The 17,596-nt window shown below is 58.2% G+C and carries 12 protein-coding genes; 11 read left to right on the top strand and 1 reads right to left on the bottom strand.

Annotated elements, in window-relative coordinates:
* Positions 1-15: 15 nt before the first annotated feature.
* From AC1DWG_RS14000 to AC1DWG_RS13965, 8 genes are all read left to right on the top strand, one after another.
* Positions 16-825 carry an energy transducer TonB gene (locus AC1DWG_RS14000; protein WP_477787913.1) on the top strand — a complete coding sequence of 270 codons (810 nt, stop codon included), beginning with the start codon at positions 16-18 and terminating at the stop codon, positions 823-825.
* A 44-nt stretch (positions 826-869) separates the two neighbouring features.
* Positions 870-1,595: a MotA/TolQ/ExbB proton channel family protein gene (locus tag AC1DWG_RS13995; protein ID WP_477763744.1), complete on the top strand. Its 726-nt coding sequence runs from the start codon at positions 870-872 to the stop codon at positions 1,593-1,595.
* 1 nt (position 1,596) lies between these two features.
* Positions 1,597-1,998 (top strand): ExbD/TolR family protein, encoded by a 402-nt coding sequence (locus tag AC1DWG_RS13990; RefSeq protein ID WP_477755164.1) that lies wholly within the window; start codon positions 1,597-1,599, stop codon positions 1,996-1,998.
* Positions 1,999-2,267: 269 nt separating this feature from the next.
* Positions 2,268-2,849: an alpha/beta hydrolase gene (locus tag AC1DWG_RS13985; protein ID WP_477755163.1), complete on the top strand. Its 582-nt coding sequence runs from the start codon at positions 2,268-2,270 to the stop codon at positions 2,847-2,849.
* A 55-nt stretch (positions 2,850-2,904) separates the two neighbouring features.
* Positions 2,905-3,831: a sigma 54-interacting transcriptional regulator gene (locus AC1DWG_RS13980; RefSeq protein WP_477755162.1), complete on the top strand. Its 927-nt coding sequence runs from the start codon at positions 2,905-2,907 to the stop codon at positions 3,829-3,831.
* Positions 3,832-4,026: 195 nt separating this feature from the next.
* Positions 4,027-5,091, top strand: a complete 1,065-nt coding sequence (locus AC1DWG_RS13975) for a hypothetical protein (protein WP_477763745.1) — start codon at positions 4,027-4,029, stop codon at positions 5,089-5,091.
* A gap of 32 nt (positions 5,092-5,123) precedes the next feature.
* Positions 5,124-9,830 (top strand): RHS repeat domain-containing protein, encoded by a 4,707-nt coding sequence (locus tag AC1DWG_RS13970; protein ID WP_477787912.1) that lies wholly within the window; start codon positions 5,124-5,126, stop codon positions 9,828-9,830.
* 178 nt (positions 9,831-10,008) lie between these two features.
* Entirely contained in the window at positions 10,009-10,791 is a 783-nt protein-coding gene (locus AC1DWG_RS13965) for a MetQ/NlpA family ABC transporter substrate-binding protein (protein WP_477755447.1), read from the top strand.
* Positions 10,792-10,903: 112 nt separating this feature from the next.
* Here AC1DWG_RS13965 and AC1DWG_RS13960 read toward each other — a convergent pair whose 3' ends face one another.
* Positions 10,904-12,100 carry an AAA family ATPase gene (locus AC1DWG_RS13960; protein ID WP_477763747.1) on the bottom strand — a complete coding sequence of 399 codons (1,197 nt, stop codon included), beginning with the start codon at positions 12,098-12,100 and terminating at the stop codon, positions 10,904-10,906.
* Between the two features lie 175 nt (positions 12,101-12,275).
* Here AC1DWG_RS13960 and AC1DWG_RS13955 point away from each other — a divergent pair, with 175 nt between their 5' ends.
* Genes AC1DWG_RS13955 through AC1DWG_RS13945 form a run of 3 tightly spaced genes read left to right on the top strand, consistent with a single transcriptional unit; the run spans position 12,276 to position 17,487 of the window.
* Positions 12,276-13,379, top strand: coding sequence for an efflux RND transporter periplasmic adaptor subunit (locus tag AC1DWG_RS13955; protein WP_477763748.1), 1,104 nt, complete (start codon positions 12,276-12,278; stop codon positions 13,377-13,379).
* A complete protein-coding gene (locus AC1DWG_RS13950) occupies positions 13,376-14,440 on the top strand; it encodes an efflux RND transporter periplasmic adaptor subunit (protein ID WP_477763749.1) in 1,065 nt (354 codons plus the stop codon). The genes AC1DWG_RS13955 and AC1DWG_RS13950 overlap by 4 nt, the downstream gene beginning before the upstream one ends.
* Entirely contained in the window at positions 14,437-17,487 is a 3,051-nt protein-coding gene (locus AC1DWG_RS13945) for an efflux RND transporter permease subunit (RefSeq protein WP_477763750.1), read from the top strand. Before AC1DWG_RS13950 ends, AC1DWG_RS13945 begins: the two co-directional genes overlap by 4 nt.
* Positions 17,488-17,596 lie beyond the last annotated feature (109 nt).

The raw sequence follows: 17,596 nt of genomic DNA, 5'->3' as shown, positions 1-17,596 counted from the left end.
AAGGGGGGGTCAGCAATGGGCAATGTCCAGACCGCTGCCAGTGCGCATGAAGTGTTGTGGCGTCAGGCACCTGGTGGCGAGTTGGTCGACCTCGGCCGACCGCACCGCGTGCCCTTGGGCCAGTTGCGTTTGCAGCGTTCGCCCAAGGGCATTTTGAGCCGAAGGGAAACGATCCTGCTCGGCGTGCTGGCGCTGCTGGTGCATGGCGCGGTGATTTATTGGGTCAATCAGCAACCGACCCCAGTGCTGCCGATCGTGCCGCCGGAAATTCCGCCGATGACCATCGAGTTCTCGCGGCCGGCGCCACCGGTGGTCGAACCACTGCCACCACAACCCGTGCCGCCAGTGGTTGAGCCGCCTCCGCCCGTGGAAGACGAACTGGCCGTGAAACCACCGCCACCGAAGCCGGTTCCCAAGCCTAAACCGGTGGCCAAACCGATACCGAAACCGGCGCCCAAGGCGGTTGAGCAACCACCCGCGCCTGTGACACCGGCAACGCCCGTCGCCGCCCCGGCATCACCTGCACTGCCGGCGCCCGCGCCTGTGACACCGGCCTCCGCAACGGCCGGCTACTTGAAAAACCCGGTGCCGGAATACCCGTCGCTGGCCCAGCGTCGCGGCTGGGAAGGCACGGTGTTGTTGCGCGTGCACGTGCTGGCCAGCGGCAAGCCCGGCGAGATCCAGATCCAGAAAAGCAGCGGTCGTGATGCACTCGACGAGGCCGCGCTGAACGCGGTGAAACGCTGGAGTTTCGTGCCGGCCAAGCAAGGTGATGTCGCCCGGGACGGCTGGGTCAGCGTGCCCATCGATTTCAAGATTCATTAAACCGAAACCAAATTCGCGCGAAACGTTTATACGAGGAATACACCATGACTTTACTGGCATCTCCACTTGAATCCATCGAAAGCGCGGTGATCTGGCTGCTGGTGGTTTTTTCCGTCGTGACCTGGGGTCTGGCATTGCTCAAGGGCGTGCAGTTCGGTCGCCTCAAGGCACAGGATCGAAAGTTTCATCAACAGTTCTGGGCTGCGTCGAGCCTCGACTCGGCGGCCGAACTGAGCGAAACACGGCCCGGTGCCGCGGCCCGTGTCGCGCAGGCCGGTTATGCGGCCATCCAGGTGGGCGAGGCGCCGCAAGCGGCGGATTTGAGTCAGGCGATCAACCATCAGGATCGCCTGGAGCGGGCCTTGCGTCAGCAGATCGTGCGCGAGCGCCGGTCGCTGGAAACCGGGTTGGCGGTGCTCGCGAGCATTGGCAGTACCTCGCCGTTCATTGGTTTGTTCGGCACGGTGTGGGGAATCATGGAAGCGTTGAGAGGCATCAGTGCGGCGGGCTCGGCAAGCCTGGAAACGGTTGCCGGACCGATTGGCGCGGCACTGGTCGCCACCGGTGTGGGGATCGCCGTCGCGGTGCCGGCGGTGCTGGTGTACAACTATTTTTTGCGCCGTTTGAAACTGACGGCGGCGGACCTGGATGACTTCGCCCATGACTTCTACAGCCTGGCGCAGAAGAGTTCGTTCCGTGTGCTGATCCACCCGAAGGCGCACAAGGTGGCAGCCCAGGACAATGCGCAGAAAGTGAAGGAGGCGTCCTGATATGGCTTTCTCCACGCAAGACTCTGATGAGGTGCTGAGCGAGATCAACGTGACGCCACTGGTGGATGTGATGCTGGTGTTGCTGGTGGTGTTCATCGTCACCGCGCCGCTGCTGACCAACGCAATTCCGATCAACCTGCCCAAGACCGAAGCGGTGGCGCCGGTGGAGCAGAAAGATCCGTTGGTGGTGAGCATCGACGGTGCCGGCAAACTGTTTATCAACAAGGACGAGATACAACCGGACTTGCTGGAGTTCAACCTCAAGTCGGTGAAGGCCAAGGACCCCGAGGTGCGCGTGCAGTTGCAGGCCGACAATGGTGTGAATTACGGCGAGGTGGCGCGGGCCATGGCGTCGATTGAGCGGGCAGGGATTACCAAACTGTCGGTGATTACTGCGCGTTAACGGATTTTCGTTTTCCGGGGCCGTCTCCTTGGCAGGGAGCGGCCCTTTTTTTATTCCCGAAACAGAATTGACCCCTGTAGGAGCTGCCGCAGGCTGCGATCCTTTGATCTTGTTTTTTTAAAATCAAAAGATCGCAGCCTGCGGCAGCTCCTACAGAGATGGTTGTATATTCTATGTTGGTCTTAATAAATAGCTTCTTATTCCTTAACGAATATAAATCCTCTCCCTATACTCGACCGAGAACAGACACGCAGCAGGAGAGCTCCCCCATGCGCAACGAATCAATTCGCTACCTGATTGTGCCGGGCTGGCAAGGATCGCCGGAAGATCATTGGCAAAGCCACTGGCAGAACAGCCTGCCGAACAGTGCGCGGGTGGAGCAGGCCGACTGGCTGACGCCACGTCGCGAAGACTGGGTCGCGGCGCTGGCCGAGGCGATTGCCGCCGACAGCACGCCGGTCATCCTGATCGCCCACAGCCTGGGTTGCATCACCGTCGCCCATTGGGCAGCGAGCGCCCCCGTGCAGTTTTTGCGTCAAGTACGCGGTGCCTTGCTCGTCGCGCCGGCAGATGTCGAACGCCCGGCCTGCGTGCCGGCCTTGCGTAACTTCGCGCCGATTCCGACGGACCTGCTGCCATTCCCGAGCCAGGTTGTCAGCTCCGACAACGACAGCGCCGTCAGTGCACCGCGTGCCCTGGAACTGGCGCGTCATTGGGGGGCCGAGGCGGGGATTCTGGCGGGGGCGGGGCATATCAACGTCAAGTCCGGTCACCAGCGCTGGGAGCAGGGTTTTGCCTATCTCTATCGCTTGCAGAACCGCATGGAACACCACGCCCTGCGTCGCGCTTGAACACTTTCTTTATTTAACGCCCCCGTCTCCCGGCGGTTTTGGGCGGGAGTCTGCCATGAGCTTTGAAACCTTCGGTCAGCCGCTGCTGACCTTTCCCGATGCCGAAAAAAGTCCCCTGAGCATCCGCGCCAAGGCGCTAGTGTTTGTCGATCCGCGTTCGCGGCAATTGCGTGAAGACCTGGAGCAACTGGCCACGCGTTCAGTGTCAGTGCTGATCCGTGGCGAAACCGGCACCGGCAAGGAATTGCTGGCGCGGCATATCCATCGCGCCAGTGATCGCGGCGGGTTATTCGTCTCGGTCAACTGCGGCGCCATCAGCCCGACTTACGCCGACGCCGAGTTGTTCGGCTATGCGGCGGGCAGTTACAGCGGCTCGGCGAGCAGTCGTGCCGGGTGGTTCGGTTCGGCTAACGGCGGCACGCTGTACCTGGACGAAATCGGCGACCTGCCGCTGCCGATCCAGATCAAGCTGCTTGCCGCACTGGAAAACCACGAAGTCACCCGCGTCGGTGCCCAGCAGCCGAGCCCGGTGGATGTGCGGCTGGTAGCGGCCACCAGCATCGATCTGGCCCAGGCGGTTGCCGCCGGAAAATTCCATGAACGGCTCTATCACTACCTCAGCGAAGGCCCGCTCGAATTGCCGGCGTTGCGTGAGAGGGTGGGGGATATCCTCTCGCTGGCGGAGTACTTCCTCGGCATCTACAGCCAACGCCTGGACCTGCCGGTACCGCTGATCAGCGAGGAGGCGCAACAAGTGTTGGAACGGCACAGTTGGCCGGGCAATACCAGGGAGCTGGAGAACGTCATTCACTTTGCATTGCTGGTCAGTACGGGTGACGAAATATTGCCGGAACATTTGAATCTGTCGGTTGCCCGGCCATCTGCGGTTCTTATACAAGGATGGATAGATCAACTTGTTCAACAAGGAGATGTCGCTGAAGTCCGGGCGCTGAAAAAACATTTCACAAGCATCAATATATAAACTCATTGATTATATTTATAACGAAACCAGGCAATTGATTGTTGCTTGGTTTTTTTGTGGGGGCTGATCCTTGTTTTATATTTTGTAATATTTGCAGTGTGGTTGTGACAATTTTGCGTTTTGCAGGCCGATGGGGTTTGATATATCTTTTAACTTCTCTTGGATACATTGATATCCGTCATTGTTAAATATCATATGAAAAAGGATTTTTCTGTGAGGCTTGTTGAAAATAATGCTGCGATAGCCCCTGGTGCCGACGATGAGTTGGAAGATATCAATCCTCTTGTCGAGGGTCATATGCCCGCTGATCCGGGGATGGCACCCTTGTCTTTTCAAGAGGCTGATTCTCCTGAGTGGATAGACCTCAAACGATTTCAAGTCTTCTCGACTTCGGGCGGAGATACAATTTACGCCAATGGGTATCAGCAGTTGAAATTGATGGTAGTTGTGCAAGCTGTAGGCGATGGGGAAAAGGTAGTAGGAATTTCCCAAAGCGAGTTCGACAGCATTCAACTGCTGGATGCCTATTCCGGCATAGCCCTGCCGATAGACAACATTCGAGACGGCGAGGAACGGGCGTGGAAGTGCACGCTGGAACGACGCTTACCCTACGAGCCGTTTCCTCACACGGGTGAACTGCATGGCCCGGTTGTGCGGGGGAAAGCCATCTTTCTCAAGGAGTTCTACGTCAGCAGCAACTCTCCCGAGCCCATCAAGCTGATTGCAGCCATTACCCGTTCGGACGGGGAGGCGTTCTATTCGGAAGAAACCTCGGAATTCGGTGAAATAAGCCTGAGGACCGTTCCACCGCCGATCTATCGAAAAGAACAGTTCAGGGTCAAACACCTATCCGGCAACTGTGAACTGACAGAGAACGTTGCCAAGGTTGATCGATATGTTCTGGACCTGTTAGTGGATCAGCACCATATAAAATTCGTCAATTGCTCGATTACCGGCGTGTTGCAGGCACGCAGTGAGCATCCCGACTATCTCGGGTATTACGCCGTTGGCTATTTTAAAGGGCTCAAGGCTGATCATGGCGCAGCGGTATTGTGGGAAACAGCCGATCAACTTGCGATCTACCATGATGAGCAAGGCAAAGTCACTTTCTTGATGCACTTTGCCAGAAATGGCGGAACGTCCCAGGTTCGATATGATCATTTGTTGGTGAAGATGTTTGTTCGGGATATGTATGGGAACAGGCATGAAGTCGACGTCGCAATGAACACCCGAAATCCTTCGATGATCGAAGTTGTTTAATTTTACTGTGTCTGCAAAGTCAAGGAATGATGATGAGTACAGCAGTGCCAGAAGTGGAGTCCAACGCATTCAATTTTTCTGAGTTTATCCAGTCTGGAGTTGATGTCCGTACCGGCTCTTATAGTACCAGCATTAATCTCGCGGGGTGGGTGGCTAACAATATCAACGGTCCGCAGGTATCCTTTAGTATTTCATTCGATAGTTTCCGCACAACAGATCTCGGTTGGGGACGCGGTTGGTCATTGGGTTTGAGCTCCTACAATCGGAAGACCCGTAAACTGACCCTTGCAAGCGGAGTTTCTTATCGTGTCTACATCAGCCGAGGGCGGCTCGTCGTCAAGGATAAAAAGCTTCAAGACACCCTGGTCACGCTCGACGGCGACAATCTGGTTGTCAGCCATAAAAACGGTCTGATCGAGAGGTTGGTCAGGCCGGATGAAACGTATGACGAATGGATGCCCGAACAGGTTCACTCCAACGAAGGGCGCTCGATCAGTCTGAAATACATGTTGGTACGGGGCCGCCGCGTCCTGCACGAAATTCACGATCAGCAACACCGTGTCGTGGCCCTGAGTTATGAAACGAAAGATCAACCCGCCAGCATTACCGTATGGCCTGATCATCCGCAAAGACGCTTGAAGTTTGTTTTGCGGGTTCGCGATGGATGGCTCCGGCAGATAACCCTTGATCACGGTCCCGCCGAGCACCTTGCATGGTCATTCGATTACCAATTACTCAATGGTTTTCTGGTCATGACGGATGTCCGCGCGCCGGGTGGCAGTGTCGAGAGTATTGAGTACGCTCCTCAGAAGCATCGGTTACCGCTCGGGGCACCAATCAATGCTTTGCCGGCTGTGCTGCGCAGTGTTCTGGTGCCGGGTACAGGGTTGCCGACGATCACCCGTGCCTATGAATACTCCGACAAAAACTTCCTCGGCTATCAATCGGGACTTCGTTGGGCGCAGGATGGGGACCATCTGCATGGGCACAAAGGGCCTTATACCTACTCCTGTACCGAATGCCTGGTTACGGGTGTGGGCGACAAGACAGTTGAACTGAGTCGCATCGAAAGAACCTACAACCGCTTCCACCTGATGATCTCGGAAAAGTCCGCTTCCGACGGGAAGGTGCAGCAAAGAACGATTATCTATCACGATATTGACAGTCTGGACTTCTCCGATCAGCCCGCCCATTTTCAACTGCAGAAAACATCTGTCGTCAGTTATTTCGATACTTCTACGAACGCCGCGCCCCGAACCGAAACCACCCATACGACCTATGATGAATCCGGCAATCTGCTAACGCAGATAAATCCGAGCGGAGCCCGGGAGGAATACGTCTATTATCCGGCAGAAGGTGCCGAGGGTTGCCCCCCCAACCCACTGGGTTTCGTCACGGCATTGAAGGAGCGATCGGTCACGCCTTCACCTGATTTTGCCCCGGCGCCGACGGTCATTGTCCGTTTTTCCTACATTGACTTGCCCTCCATGCGCGAAGACGGTCACCGGTTCTTGTTGCCTCAAAGCGAAAAGCTGTTTGAAGGGGAGAATGAAAAGCCATGCGTGGATACTCGATTCGAGTACATCGATGATGCCAGCGATACGTTTTACGGACGCCTCAAGAGTCGCTCGCAAGCCGAGCACAACGGCAACCGCCGTCTCGAATTCAAATATTCAATTGATGGGGATTGGGTAGAAACCCGTCAACAATTGTACGTGGGTAGCGAAAGGCATGATCGCAAAGTCTGGCATGACCGATTTATCGGACAGGAAGTCAAGCTTCGGGATGGGGGCGGCAGTGAGTTGTTGAAGAAGTACGACAATCTGAACCGTGTCGTTCGCGAGACAGCGGCATTCGATGGAACGGATATCGCGTCACGCATCACTGAATTCTACGGCGAAAGCCAGTCAGAGGACGGCGCAACCATCGGCATCACTAACATACGGGGTGTGCTGAGCAAGATTTGGCTCGACGGGGTCGGGCGCACGACCAAAGTCAAAGTTCAGGATGTCGATTCACCCGAAAAGCCAATGCGTTTGAGCTATGAGGCCCACTACGACAATTTTGGTCGACTGGTGAGCGAAGTCAGCCAGGATTGGTGCGATGACAAGGCCACTGCGTCAACCACGACCTACAGCCACGACGGCTGGGGGCGCGTATGCAGAACGGTAGGTCCTGATGGTGTCGCGGTGAACGATGTGTTTGACCCGGTTTCATTGACTCGAACATGCTGGTGCGACGGCGCTGGAAAAACCCGTTCTGTATTGAACGTGTTCGGTAAGCCAGATCGGGAAGAACGCATCGATTCCGAAGATGTGGTCACTATTACCGCGACTTTTTCCTATGACGGACTTGGGCGTTGCCTGACGCAAACCAACGAGGCAGGATTCGAAACGCGCTTGCGTTATGACCTTTTCGGTCGTCTGATCGAGACGGTTCTGCCGGATGGTACTTCGATAAAAAAAAAGTATGACCCTCTGAGCACGGGTGATCATCCGATCGAAATCAGTGCCGATGACTACGTGTTGGGCACCCGGACTCATGACGGTTTATTACGTGTCACCCGTACGACCGTCGGCGGCAGAACCGAAAAAAGGACCTATGAAGGTGGTGGCGCTCAAGCTGTGCAGCAAGTGACGGCGGCGGGCGATATTTTCAGGTTCACTCTTGATCCCATGCTCAACGGGGCCGTGACCGCGCGGATGGGCAGCCACGCTCAATCAGCCAGATATCGATTTGATCCATTGACCGGGCAACTCGTCGAAACCTCCAGCCCTGCCATCCAGCGCCGGGTTGAGTACGCCAGGTCGGGCAAAGAGAAGTCCCAGGAGTGGATCTCCAGAGAAGGCCGCTTCGGCACCGCCACTACCCGTTCATTGAATGGGCTGCCCATCAGCTTTACCGATGTTAACGATGTAGAAACTACTTATGTCTATGACACTGCGGCGCGGCCCGTAGAAATTAAGCAGGGACCGGTTCTGGCGAAGTACACCTACGGTGCCCGGGGCCAGTTGCTGACATTGAGTGTCGAGGACACCGCCTCGAAACGTTCGCTGACGACCACCTTGATTCACGATGAGTTCGGTCGTGAGATCCAGCGTATTTCGCAGTTCGGCGACGGATCTCGCCTGGAAATCCTTCAAGTGTTTGGGGTCGATGACAAACTTCAACAGCGATCGTTGGTGTCCGGTACGCAATCACGTACAGAAACCTTCGCCTACGACAGGCGCGGGCGCCTGAAGCGCTATGACTGTGAGGGCACGCAGGCACCGATCGATGCCTGGGGAAAACGCATTGATTTTCAGGAATTCACCTACGACTACCTCGATAACCTGTTGACGGTGCGTACGGGGTTCGATGGGGAGGTGAACCTGTGCAGGTTTTCCTACGATCGCCCTGATAAAACCCAGTTGAGTTCACTGACTCACAGTCACGCGCACTATCAACCCGGGCAAGTGAGCTTCGAATACGATGCCAACGGTAATCTGCTCAACGATAACCAAGGGCGCACGTTCAGATATGACACGCTGAGTCGGCTCGAAAGTGTGGCCAGCGCTGGCGGTCGTGCGCATTATCAATTCGACGGCGAAGATCAATTGCATGCGGTGGCTGCCGAATCCGGAGAGCTGATCAGGCTTTTCTATAGCGAGCATGCACTGTGCAGCGAAGTGGCCGGTAACCACCGACGCAGTCTGTTGTCAGGCGACGGCAAGTCCTTGGCCGAGCAGCAAGGTGACGACGTTGTCTTGTTTGTCACTGATGGTCAGGGCACGGCCCTTGCGCGCCTTGGATCTCAAGACGAATCTGTTTTGTCTTGTCTTCCTTATGGTGATCGCCCCGCATCGAGCGGACTTGGCGCCCTGCTGGGGTTTCAGGGTGAGCGACTGGACCCGTCAACCGGGTGCTATCTGCTCGGCAGGGGTTATCGGGCCTACAACCCCCGATTGATGCGATTTCACAACCCCGACAGTTGGAGCCCCTTTGAGGAAGGTGGCATCAATGCCTATGCCTATTGTCTGGGAGATCCGGTCAATCTCAAGGATCCCACCGGGCATATCTCGACCTTGGGGTGGGTGAAAATCGGTGTGACCGCCGCCCTGGCCGCCGCCGCGATTGCCCTGACAGTCGTTACCGTGGGCGCAACCGCACCACTCGTGCCGATCTCGGCTAACGCCTTCGCCTTGTTAACACTGGAGGTCATTTCCGCGACGGTTTCAATTGCCTCGGCGGTTGTCGATGAGCTGGCCCCGGATACCGTTGGCGCCCAGCTATTGACCTACTCGTCGATAGCGCTGGGAGTGGTGTCGCTCGGGGCCACCGCGGTTGCAAAAATTGGCAGTAAAGGCATTGGCTTTGCGTTGACGAAAAGTGTGGGCTCCCTGGCGGACGTGGTGACTGCACAGCGAGGGGGCGCGCGCGTGGCGGTGGGGCAGCGTCTATACGGTGCTGTTTCCACGGCAAATGAGGCATTGAGAAGTACAGTCAAATTGCAGAGCCGGCTCAACAACGTGTTGACGGCAAAAACGGTAACCAGTGGGGTGAGTATCGCTTCTACATCAGCATTCATGGTCGCGAATTCGCAAAAGTACGCCGCCAAAGTCGACGAATTTCTTCAAGATCACTGGCCATCACTGGCTGAGGATTTCAGTGCTCAGAAGTTTCGAAGCGATGCAGCGGACGCTCTGGAGTCATTCACCCATGAGATTGGCGAGCGGATCGCTACGTTGCGTGGCACTTGAGCAATGATGACCAGAGATTTGAATGCTTTCAAAATGGAATATCAAAGCGAATAAAAGTTATTGTCCGGGAATAAAAAATCTCGGTATTGTCCGCTTCACACCAGCGATAGCACTTCACTGGCACTCTCGTTTTCAAGCCGTCGCCACAAGCGACTGTGATTTTCGATAAGGACACTGCATGAAAAAGGTTCTGTTGTTCACCGCACTGGCGGCTGCCCTGACCGCGGGCCTGGCCCAGGCTGGCGAGAAACTGGTGGTTGCCGCGACCCCGGTCCCACACGCCGAGATTCTCGAGCTGATCAAGCCAACCCTCGCCAAAGAAGGCGTGGACCTGGAAATCAAAGTCTTCACCGACTACGTTCAGCCGAACGTGCAGGTCGACCAGAAGCGTCTGGACGCCAACTACTTCCAGACCCTGCCGTACCTGAAGAGCTTCAACGAAGGCAAAGGCACTCACCTTGAAACCGTGATTGGCGTGCACGTTGAACCTTTCGGCGGCTACTCGAAGAAAGTCAAAACCCTGGCTGAGCTCAAAGATGGCGCGACCATTGCCATCCCGAACGAAGGCAGCAACAGCGGCCGTGCCCTGATCCTGCTGCAGAAGGCTGGCCTGATCGAGTTGAAAGACCCGAAAAACGCCGTGTCGACCCCGAAAGACATCGCCAAGAACCCGCACAACTTCAAGTTCAAGGAGCTTGAGTCCGCGATGTTGCCGCGTGTGCTGGATCAGGTTGACCTGGACATGATCAACACCAACTACGCACTGGAAGCGGGTCTGAACCCGGCTAAAGACGCCCTGGTAATCGAAGGTGCCGATTCGCCTTACGTGAACTTCCTGGTGGCCCGTCCGGACAACAAGGACAGCGTTGCCATCCAGAAACTGGCCAAGGCCCTGACCAGCCCGCAAGTGAAAGCATTCATCGAGAAGAAGTACAGCGGCGCGGTACTGCCGGCGTTCTGATTCGCGAAGCAAACCCCTTTAAGGTTTCAAACGCCGACGGCTGATTTAGCGTCGGCGTTTTTTTGGGGGCGATGGATTGCTCAGACTGGCGTCCCGGCAAATCACGCGTCGTTCAATCCGGCCAATACCATGCCGGTTCATCCAGCATGCGCTGGCCGACAATTGCGGTCTGGCCAAGATCTTTCTCCAGCACGATGCAGTTGCAGTCGGGGTCTTGCTGCAATGCCGAAATCAATCGCCGGGCATGGGACACCACCCACACCTGGCACTGCCCGGAGGCGCGGATGATCAAGCGCGCCAGCGCCGGCAGCAGATCCGGATGCAGGCTGGTTTCCGGCTCGTTCAACACCATGAGTGTCGGTGGCCGTGGTGTCAGCAGTGCGGCGACCAGCAGCAAATAGCGCAACGTCCCGTCCGACAACTCCGCCGCAGACAACGGCCGCAACAACCCCTCCTGATGAAACTCGATGGCGAAGCGCCCGCCCGGCAGCGGTTCGATAGCCAGCCTGGCGCCAGGAAACGCGTCGCTGATCGCGGCTCGCAATGCCTCGGGATCGCCGATTTCGATGATCGTTTGCAAGGCCGCCGCCAGGTCGCGTCCGTCGTGGTGCAGCACCGGCGTGCGGGTGCCCAGTTGCGGCTGGCGCACCGGGGCGTCGGTGTCGCTGCGAAAGTGATCGTAAAAGCGCCAGCGGCGGATGAACTCGCGCATCTCCAGCACTTCCGGCGAACTGCGCAAGCTGCCGACCTGATCGAACAGACTGTCGAACATCGGCGTGTGCTGCGCCAGCACATCCCACTTGCGATCGGCGCGGGCGCGGATCATTGGGCCATCACGATCGACCAGCAGACTGGCCGGACGATAGAACGCTCCAGCCCAGAGGCATTCGCGCTTGATCTGCGGGTCGAGGCCGAAGCGTGACGGTATGGGCGAACTGTGCCCGGGGAGCATGAAATGGCCATTGGAATCGGGCAGGCCCAGGCTGATCGAGTAGCCAAAATCTTCCCCGGCAAACCCCAGCCGCAGGCGTTTGACGCCCTGGCGCACCGTGGCCTCGACGGGCACTTCGCTATTGCGCATACGCCGGGTGATGGTTTCCGGGCCCGCCCAGAAGGTCGAATTCAGCCCACCTTCGCGGGCCAGCGCATTGACCACGCCGCCCTGAGCGGTTTCCGCCAGCAGGCGCAGTGCACGGTAAAGGTTGGATTTACCGCTGCCATTAGGGCCGGTGATCAGATTCAGCCGGCCCAAGGGGATCACCAATTTGTTGATCGAGCGGTAATTGGCCACCGCGAGGGTCTTGAGCATATGGGTTCCTGAGGCGAGATCGAGCGGGCTCATTTTCAGGTACGTGCAGGCGTCTATGACACGTGTTTTTGGGGGAAAACGTTATGAATTGTTTCTTCATAAAGGGAGCGTGCGCCGTTGAAATCCTGTTCTAAGCTCTCTGTCGAGTTGTCCATAAAAAGGCCAAGGAGTTTGCATGGCGGTTCCCGGATTGAAAGTAGTCATGGCCTTGAGTGTCGTCACCCTGCTAACGGCTTGCGAGGAGAAAAAGCCCGTACAGGAATACCTGCCACGGGTGTTCGTGCAGGTCGTCAAGCCAGCGGATTACGCGGCCTCGGTCACCCTCACCGGTGATATCCAGGCGCGGGTACAGACGGAGCTGTCTTTCCGCGTCGGTGGCAAGATCATCCAGCGCTCGGTTGACGTCGGTGATCGTGTGACCGCCAAGCAAGTGCTCGCCCGGCTCGATCCCAAGGATCTGCAGACCAATGTCGACTCGGCCCAGGCACAAGTGGTCGCCGAACAGGCGCGGGTGAAGCAGAGCGAGCTGGCGTTCGTACGTCAGCAAAAACTCTTGCCCAAGGGCTACACCAGCCAGAGCGAATATGACTCTGCTCAGGCCGCCTTGCACAGCAGCCAGAGCGCCCTGAGCGCGGCCCAGGCGCAGTTGGCCAATGCCAGGGATCAGTTGAGCTATACGGCGCTGATTGCCGATGCGCCGGGGATCATTACCGAGCGTCAGGCGGAAGTCGGCCAGGTGGTGCAGGCGACGATGCCGATCTTCAGACTGGCCCGGGACGGCGACCGCGATGCGGTGTTCAACGTTTATGAATCGCTGCTGGCCGAGAAGCCGAAGGATCAAACCATCGTCCTGAGTCTGCTCGACAACCCGGCAATCAAAACCACTGGCACTGTACGTGAAGTCACCCCGTCGGTGTCGGCGCAATCCGGCACCGTGCAGGTCAAGGTCGGTCTCGACAGCCTGCCCGACGGCATGCAATTGGGCTCGGTGGTGAGTGCCACGGGCAAGGGGTCGGGCAAGTCGGTTATCGAGTTGCCGTGGTCGGCGCTGACCAAAAACATCAGCAATCCTGCTGTCTGGATTGTCGACGACAAGGGCAAGGCGCAATTGCATTCGGTGACGGTCAGCCGCTACCTGACGGGCAAGGTCATCATCAGTGGCGGGTTGAAGGACGGGGACAAAGTCATCATCGCGGGCGGGCAACTGTTGCACCCGGACATGGAAGTCGAGATTGCCGAAAACACTTACAAGGACCTGACGTGGGGAGCAAAGCCATGAAGCCTTTATGGGCGTTGTCCATCGGGCTGGTGCTGAGCGCCTGTTCCAAGAGCGAACCGCCGCCGGCGCCGGTACGACCGGTGCTATCGATCAAGGTCCAGGCCTTGAGCGAAGAGGATCTGGGCCGCTTCGCCGGCAGTATCCAGGCTCGCTATGAAAGCAATACCGGGTTCCGCGTGGGCGGGCGAATCGCCAGTCGTAACGTCGATGTCGGCACCGAAGTCGAGAAGGGCACATTGCTCGCCACCCTCGATCCTTCAGATCAGCAGAACCAATTGCGCTCGGCCCAGGGCGATCTGGCGAAAATCCAGGCGCAACTGATCAACGCCAAGGCCACTGCCCAGCGTCAGCAAGCCTTGTTTGACCGCGGGGTCGGCGCGCAAGCGCAACTCGATGAGGCCAACACGGACCTGAAAACCACCCAGGCCTCCCTCGATCAGGCCCGGGCAGCCGTCAACCAGAGCAAGGACCAACTGGGCTACACCGAGTTGCGTGTCGACCATAAAGCCGTGGTCACCGCGTGGAGCGCCGAGGCCGGGCAAGTGGTGACGGCCGGTCAGCAAGTGGTGACCCTGGCGCAGCCGGACATCAAGGAAGCGGTGATCGACCTGCCCGATACCCTGGTCGATCAACTGCCCAGCGATGTGGTGTTCCTGGTCGCCGCGCAACTCGATCCGAGCATCAATACCACCGCCATCATCCGTGAAATCGAACCTCAGGCCCAAAGCGCCACACGCACCCGTCGTGCCCGCCTGACCCTGGCCGAAACGCCACAGGGCTTCCGCTTGGGTACGGCCATCAGCGTCACCCTGAGCTCGGCGATCAAGCCGCGCATCGAGTTGCCGCTCACCGCGCTGCAGGAGGTCGATGGCAAGCCACGCATCTGGGTGATCGATGCACAGAGTAAAACCGTCTCTCCCCGTGACGTCACCGTGATCAGCCGCACCGAAAGCACTGTGGTGCTGGCCGACGGCGTGAAGAACGGCGAGCGAGTGGTCAGTGCCGGTGTGAACAGCCTCAAACCGGGGCAACAAGTGAAAATCGACGAGGACAGTCAATGAAAGGGCCTTTCAACCTCTCGGAATGGGCCCTCAAGCATCAGTCGTTCATCTGGTATCTGATGTTCGTTGCGTTGCTGATGGGTGTGTTCTCGTACTTCAACCTGGGGCGCGAAGAAGACCCTTCGTTCACCATCAAAACCATGGTGATCCAGAGCAAATGGCCGGGGGCGACCCAGGAGGAAACCCTCAAACAGATCACTGACCGGATCGAGAAAAAGCTCGAAGAGCTCGACTCCCTCGACTACGTGAAAAGCTACACGCGCCCCGGCGAATCGACGGTGTACGTGTACCTGCGCGACACCACCAGTGCCAAGGACATCCCGGAGATCTGGTACCAGGTGCGCAAGAAGATCAACGACATCAAATACCAGTTCCCGCAAGGCATACAGGGGCCGTCATTCAACGATGAGTTCGGTGACGTCTTCGGCTCGATCTACGCCTTCACCGCCGACGGCCTGACGCTGCGTCAGTTGCGCGACTACGTGGAACAGGCGCGCATGGAAATTCGCGGTGTGCCGGGGTTGGGCAAGATCGAAATGGTCGGCCAGCAGGACGAAGTGCTGTACCTGAACTTCTCCACGCGCAAACTCGCAGCGCTGGGCATCGATGAGCGTCAGGTGGTGCAGAGCCTGCAAACCCAGAACGCCGTGACCCCGGCGGGTGTCATCGAGGCCGGGCCGGAGCGGATATCGGTGCGCACTTCAGGGAAGTTCGCTTCGGAGAAAGACCTGGCCGAGGTCAACCTCAAGCTCAACGACCGTTACTATCGTCTGGCCGACATTGCCGAAATCAGCCGTGGCTACGTCGATCCGGCCTCGCCGGAATTCCGCTACAACGGCAAACAGGCCATTGGCCTGGCGATCGCCATGCAGAAGGGTGGCAACGTCCAGGCATTCGGCAAGGCTTTGCACACCCGTATCGACGAGTTGACCGCCGACCTGCCGGTCGGTGTCGGCATTTACAACGTCTCCGACCAGGCCGTGGTGGTGGAGGAAGCCGTCGGCGGCTTTACCAGCGCGTTGTTTGAAGCAGTGGTGATCGTGCTGCTGGTCAGCTTCGTCAGCCTCGGTGTGCGCGCCGGGCTGGTGGTGGCGTGCTCGATCCCGTTGGTGCTGGCGATGGTGTTCGTGTTCATGGAATACAGCGGCATCACCATGCAGCGGATTTCCCTTGGTGCACTGATCATCGCCCTCGGCCTGCTGGTGGACGATGCGATGATCACCGTGGAAATGATGGTTACCCGTCTGGAGTTGGGCGAGACCAAGGAGCAGGCGGCGACCTTCGCCTACACCTCCACGGCGTTCCCGATGCTTACCGGTACGCTGGTGACGGTGGCGGGCTTCGTGCCGATCGGCTTGAACGCCAGCTCCGCCGGTGAATACACCTACACCCTGTTTGCGGTGATTGCCTGTGCGATGCTGGTGTCGTGGGTGGTGGCGGTGCTGTTTGCGCCGGTGATCGGCGTGCACATCCTCAGCACCAACGTGAAGCCCCACGAAGGCGAACCCGGGCGCATCGGCAAGGCGTTCAACGGCGGGCTGCTGTGGTGCATGCGCAATCGCTGGTGGGCCATTGGCATTACGGTGCTGTGTTTTGTGCTGGCGCTGTTCAGCATGCGCTACGTGCAGAACCAGTTCTTCCCGTCTTCGGATCGTCCTGAAATCCTGGTGGACCTGAACCTGCCGCAAAACGCCTCGCTCGACGAAACCCGCCGGGCCGTCGATCGACTCGAGGCCACGCTCAAGGACGATCCGGACATCGTGCGCTGGAGCACCTATGTCGGTCAGGGCGCGATCCGTTTCTATCTGCCACTGGACCAACAACTGCAAAACCCGTTCTACGCGCAGTTGGTGATCGTCAGCAAAGGCCATACCCGTGAGGCCATGATGCAGAAGCTTCGCGAGCGCTTGCGCAACGACTTCGTCGGCATCGGCAGTTATGTCCAGGCACTGGAAATGGGCCCGCCGGTAGGGCGTCCGATCCAGTACCGGGTCAGCGGCAAAGACGTCGATCAGGTGCGCCGCCATGCCATCGATCTGGCCACCGAGCTGGACAAGAACCCGCACGTTGGCGAGATCATCTACGACTGGAACGAACCGGGCAAAGTCCTGCGCATCGACATCGCCCAGGACAAGGCGCGGCAGTTGGGGTTGTCTTCCGAGGATGTGGCCAACCTGATGAACGGCATCGTCAGTGGCCAGGCGGTGACCCAGGTCGACGACGACATCTACCTGATCAACGTGGTCGGTCGCGCGGTAGATTCCGAACGCGGTACGCCGGAAACCCTGCAGAACCTGCAAATCGTCACGCCTAGCGGCACGTCGATTCCGTTGCTGGCGTTCGCCACGGTGCGCTACGAACTGGAGCAGCCGTTGGTATGGCGTAGGGATCGCCTGCCGACCATCACCATCAAGGCGGCGATACGCGACGAGATCCAGCCGACGGACCTGGTGAAAATCCTCAAGCCGTCCATCGACGCTTTCGCTGCCAAACTGCCGGCGGGTTACAAGGTCGCCACCGGTGGTACGGTGGAGGAAAGCGGCAAGGCCCAGGGGCCGATTGCCAAGGTTGTGCCGCTGATGCTGTTCTTGATGGCGACCTTCCTGATGATCCAGTTGCACAGCGTGCAGAAGCTGTTCCTGGTGGCCAGCGTCGCGCCGCTGGGGCTGATCGGCGTGGTGATCGCGCTGGTGCCTACCGGTACGCCAATGGGCTTCGTGGCGATCCTCGGGATTCTGGCGTTGATCGGTATCATCATCCGTAACTCGGTGATCCTGGTGACCCAGATCGAAGAGTACGAGCAGAAGGGCTACGCGCCGTGGGATGCGGTGGTGCAGGCCACCGAGCATCGACGTCGGCCGATCCTGCTGACCGCGGCGGCGGCGAGCATGGGGATGATCCCGATTGCCCGGGAAGTGTTCTGGGGGCCGATGGCCTACGCAATGATCGGCGGGATCGTCATCGCCACCTTGTTGACGCTGCTGTTTTTGCCGGCGCTGTATGTGGCCTGGTACAAGATTCGCGAGCCGAAGAAAGAGGCGCAGTAAGGGCGAGCGCTTCGCGCTCTATTCGCGGGCAAGCCCGCTCCCACAGGGATTGCGCTGAACCCTGTGGGAGCGGCGGTGCGGCGATCCGACTTGCTCGCGAAGACATCTG

Source organism: Pseudomonas sp. P4_B3, from assembly GCF_056402295.1.
This window is presented reverse-complemented; position numbering and strand designations above follow the sequence as displayed.

What these genes read in the sequence shown, in the direction of transcription:
- AC1DWG_RS14000 (WP_477787913.1), top strand. Translation starts at nt 16, where the DNA reads ATGGGCAATGTCCAGACCGCTGCCAGTGCGCATGAAGTGTTGTGGCGT.
- AC1DWG_RS13995 (WP_477763744.1), top strand. Translation starts at nt 870, where the DNA reads ATGACTTTACTGGCATCTCCACTTGAATCCATCGAAAGCGCGGTGATC.
- AC1DWG_RS13990 (WP_477755164.1), top strand. Translation starts at nt 1,597, where the DNA reads ATGGCTTTCTCCACGCAAGACTCTGATGAGGTGCTGAGCGAGATCAAC.
- AC1DWG_RS13985 (WP_477755163.1), top strand. Translation starts at nt 2,268, where the DNA reads ATGCGCAACGAATCAATTCGCTACCTGATTGTGCCGGGCTGGCAAGGA.
- AC1DWG_RS13980 (WP_477755162.1), top strand. Translation starts at nt 2,905, where the DNA reads ATGAGCTTTGAAACCTTCGGTCAGCCGCTGCTGACCTTTCCCGATGCC.
- AC1DWG_RS13975 (WP_477763745.1), top strand. Translation starts at nt 4,027, where the DNA reads ATGAAAAAGGATTTTTCTGTGAGGCTTGTTGAAAATAATGCTGCGATA.
- AC1DWG_RS13970 (WP_477787912.1), top strand. Translation starts at nt 5,124, where the DNA reads ATGAGTACAGCAGTGCCAGAAGTGGAGTCCAACGCATTCAATTTTTCT.
- AC1DWG_RS13965 (WP_477755447.1), top strand. Translation starts at nt 10,009, where the DNA reads ATGAAAAAGGTTCTGTTGTTCACCGCACTGGCGGCTGCCCTGACCGCG.
- AC1DWG_RS13960 (WP_477763747.1), bottom strand. Translation starts at nt 12,100, where the DNA reads ATGCTCAAGACCCTCGCGGTGGCCAATTACCGCTCGATCAACAAATTG.
- AC1DWG_RS13955 (WP_477763748.1), top strand. Translation starts at nt 12,276, where the DNA reads ATGGCGGTTCCCGGATTGAAAGTAGTCATGGCCTTGAGTGTCGTCACC.
- AC1DWG_RS13950 (WP_477763749.1), top strand. Translation starts at nt 13,376, where the DNA reads ATGAAGCCTTTATGGGCGTTGTCCATCGGGCTGGTGCTGAGCGCCTGT.
- AC1DWG_RS13945 (WP_477763750.1), top strand. Translation starts at nt 14,437, where the DNA reads ATGAAAGGGCCTTTCAACCTCTCGGAATGGGCCCTCAAGCATCAGTCG.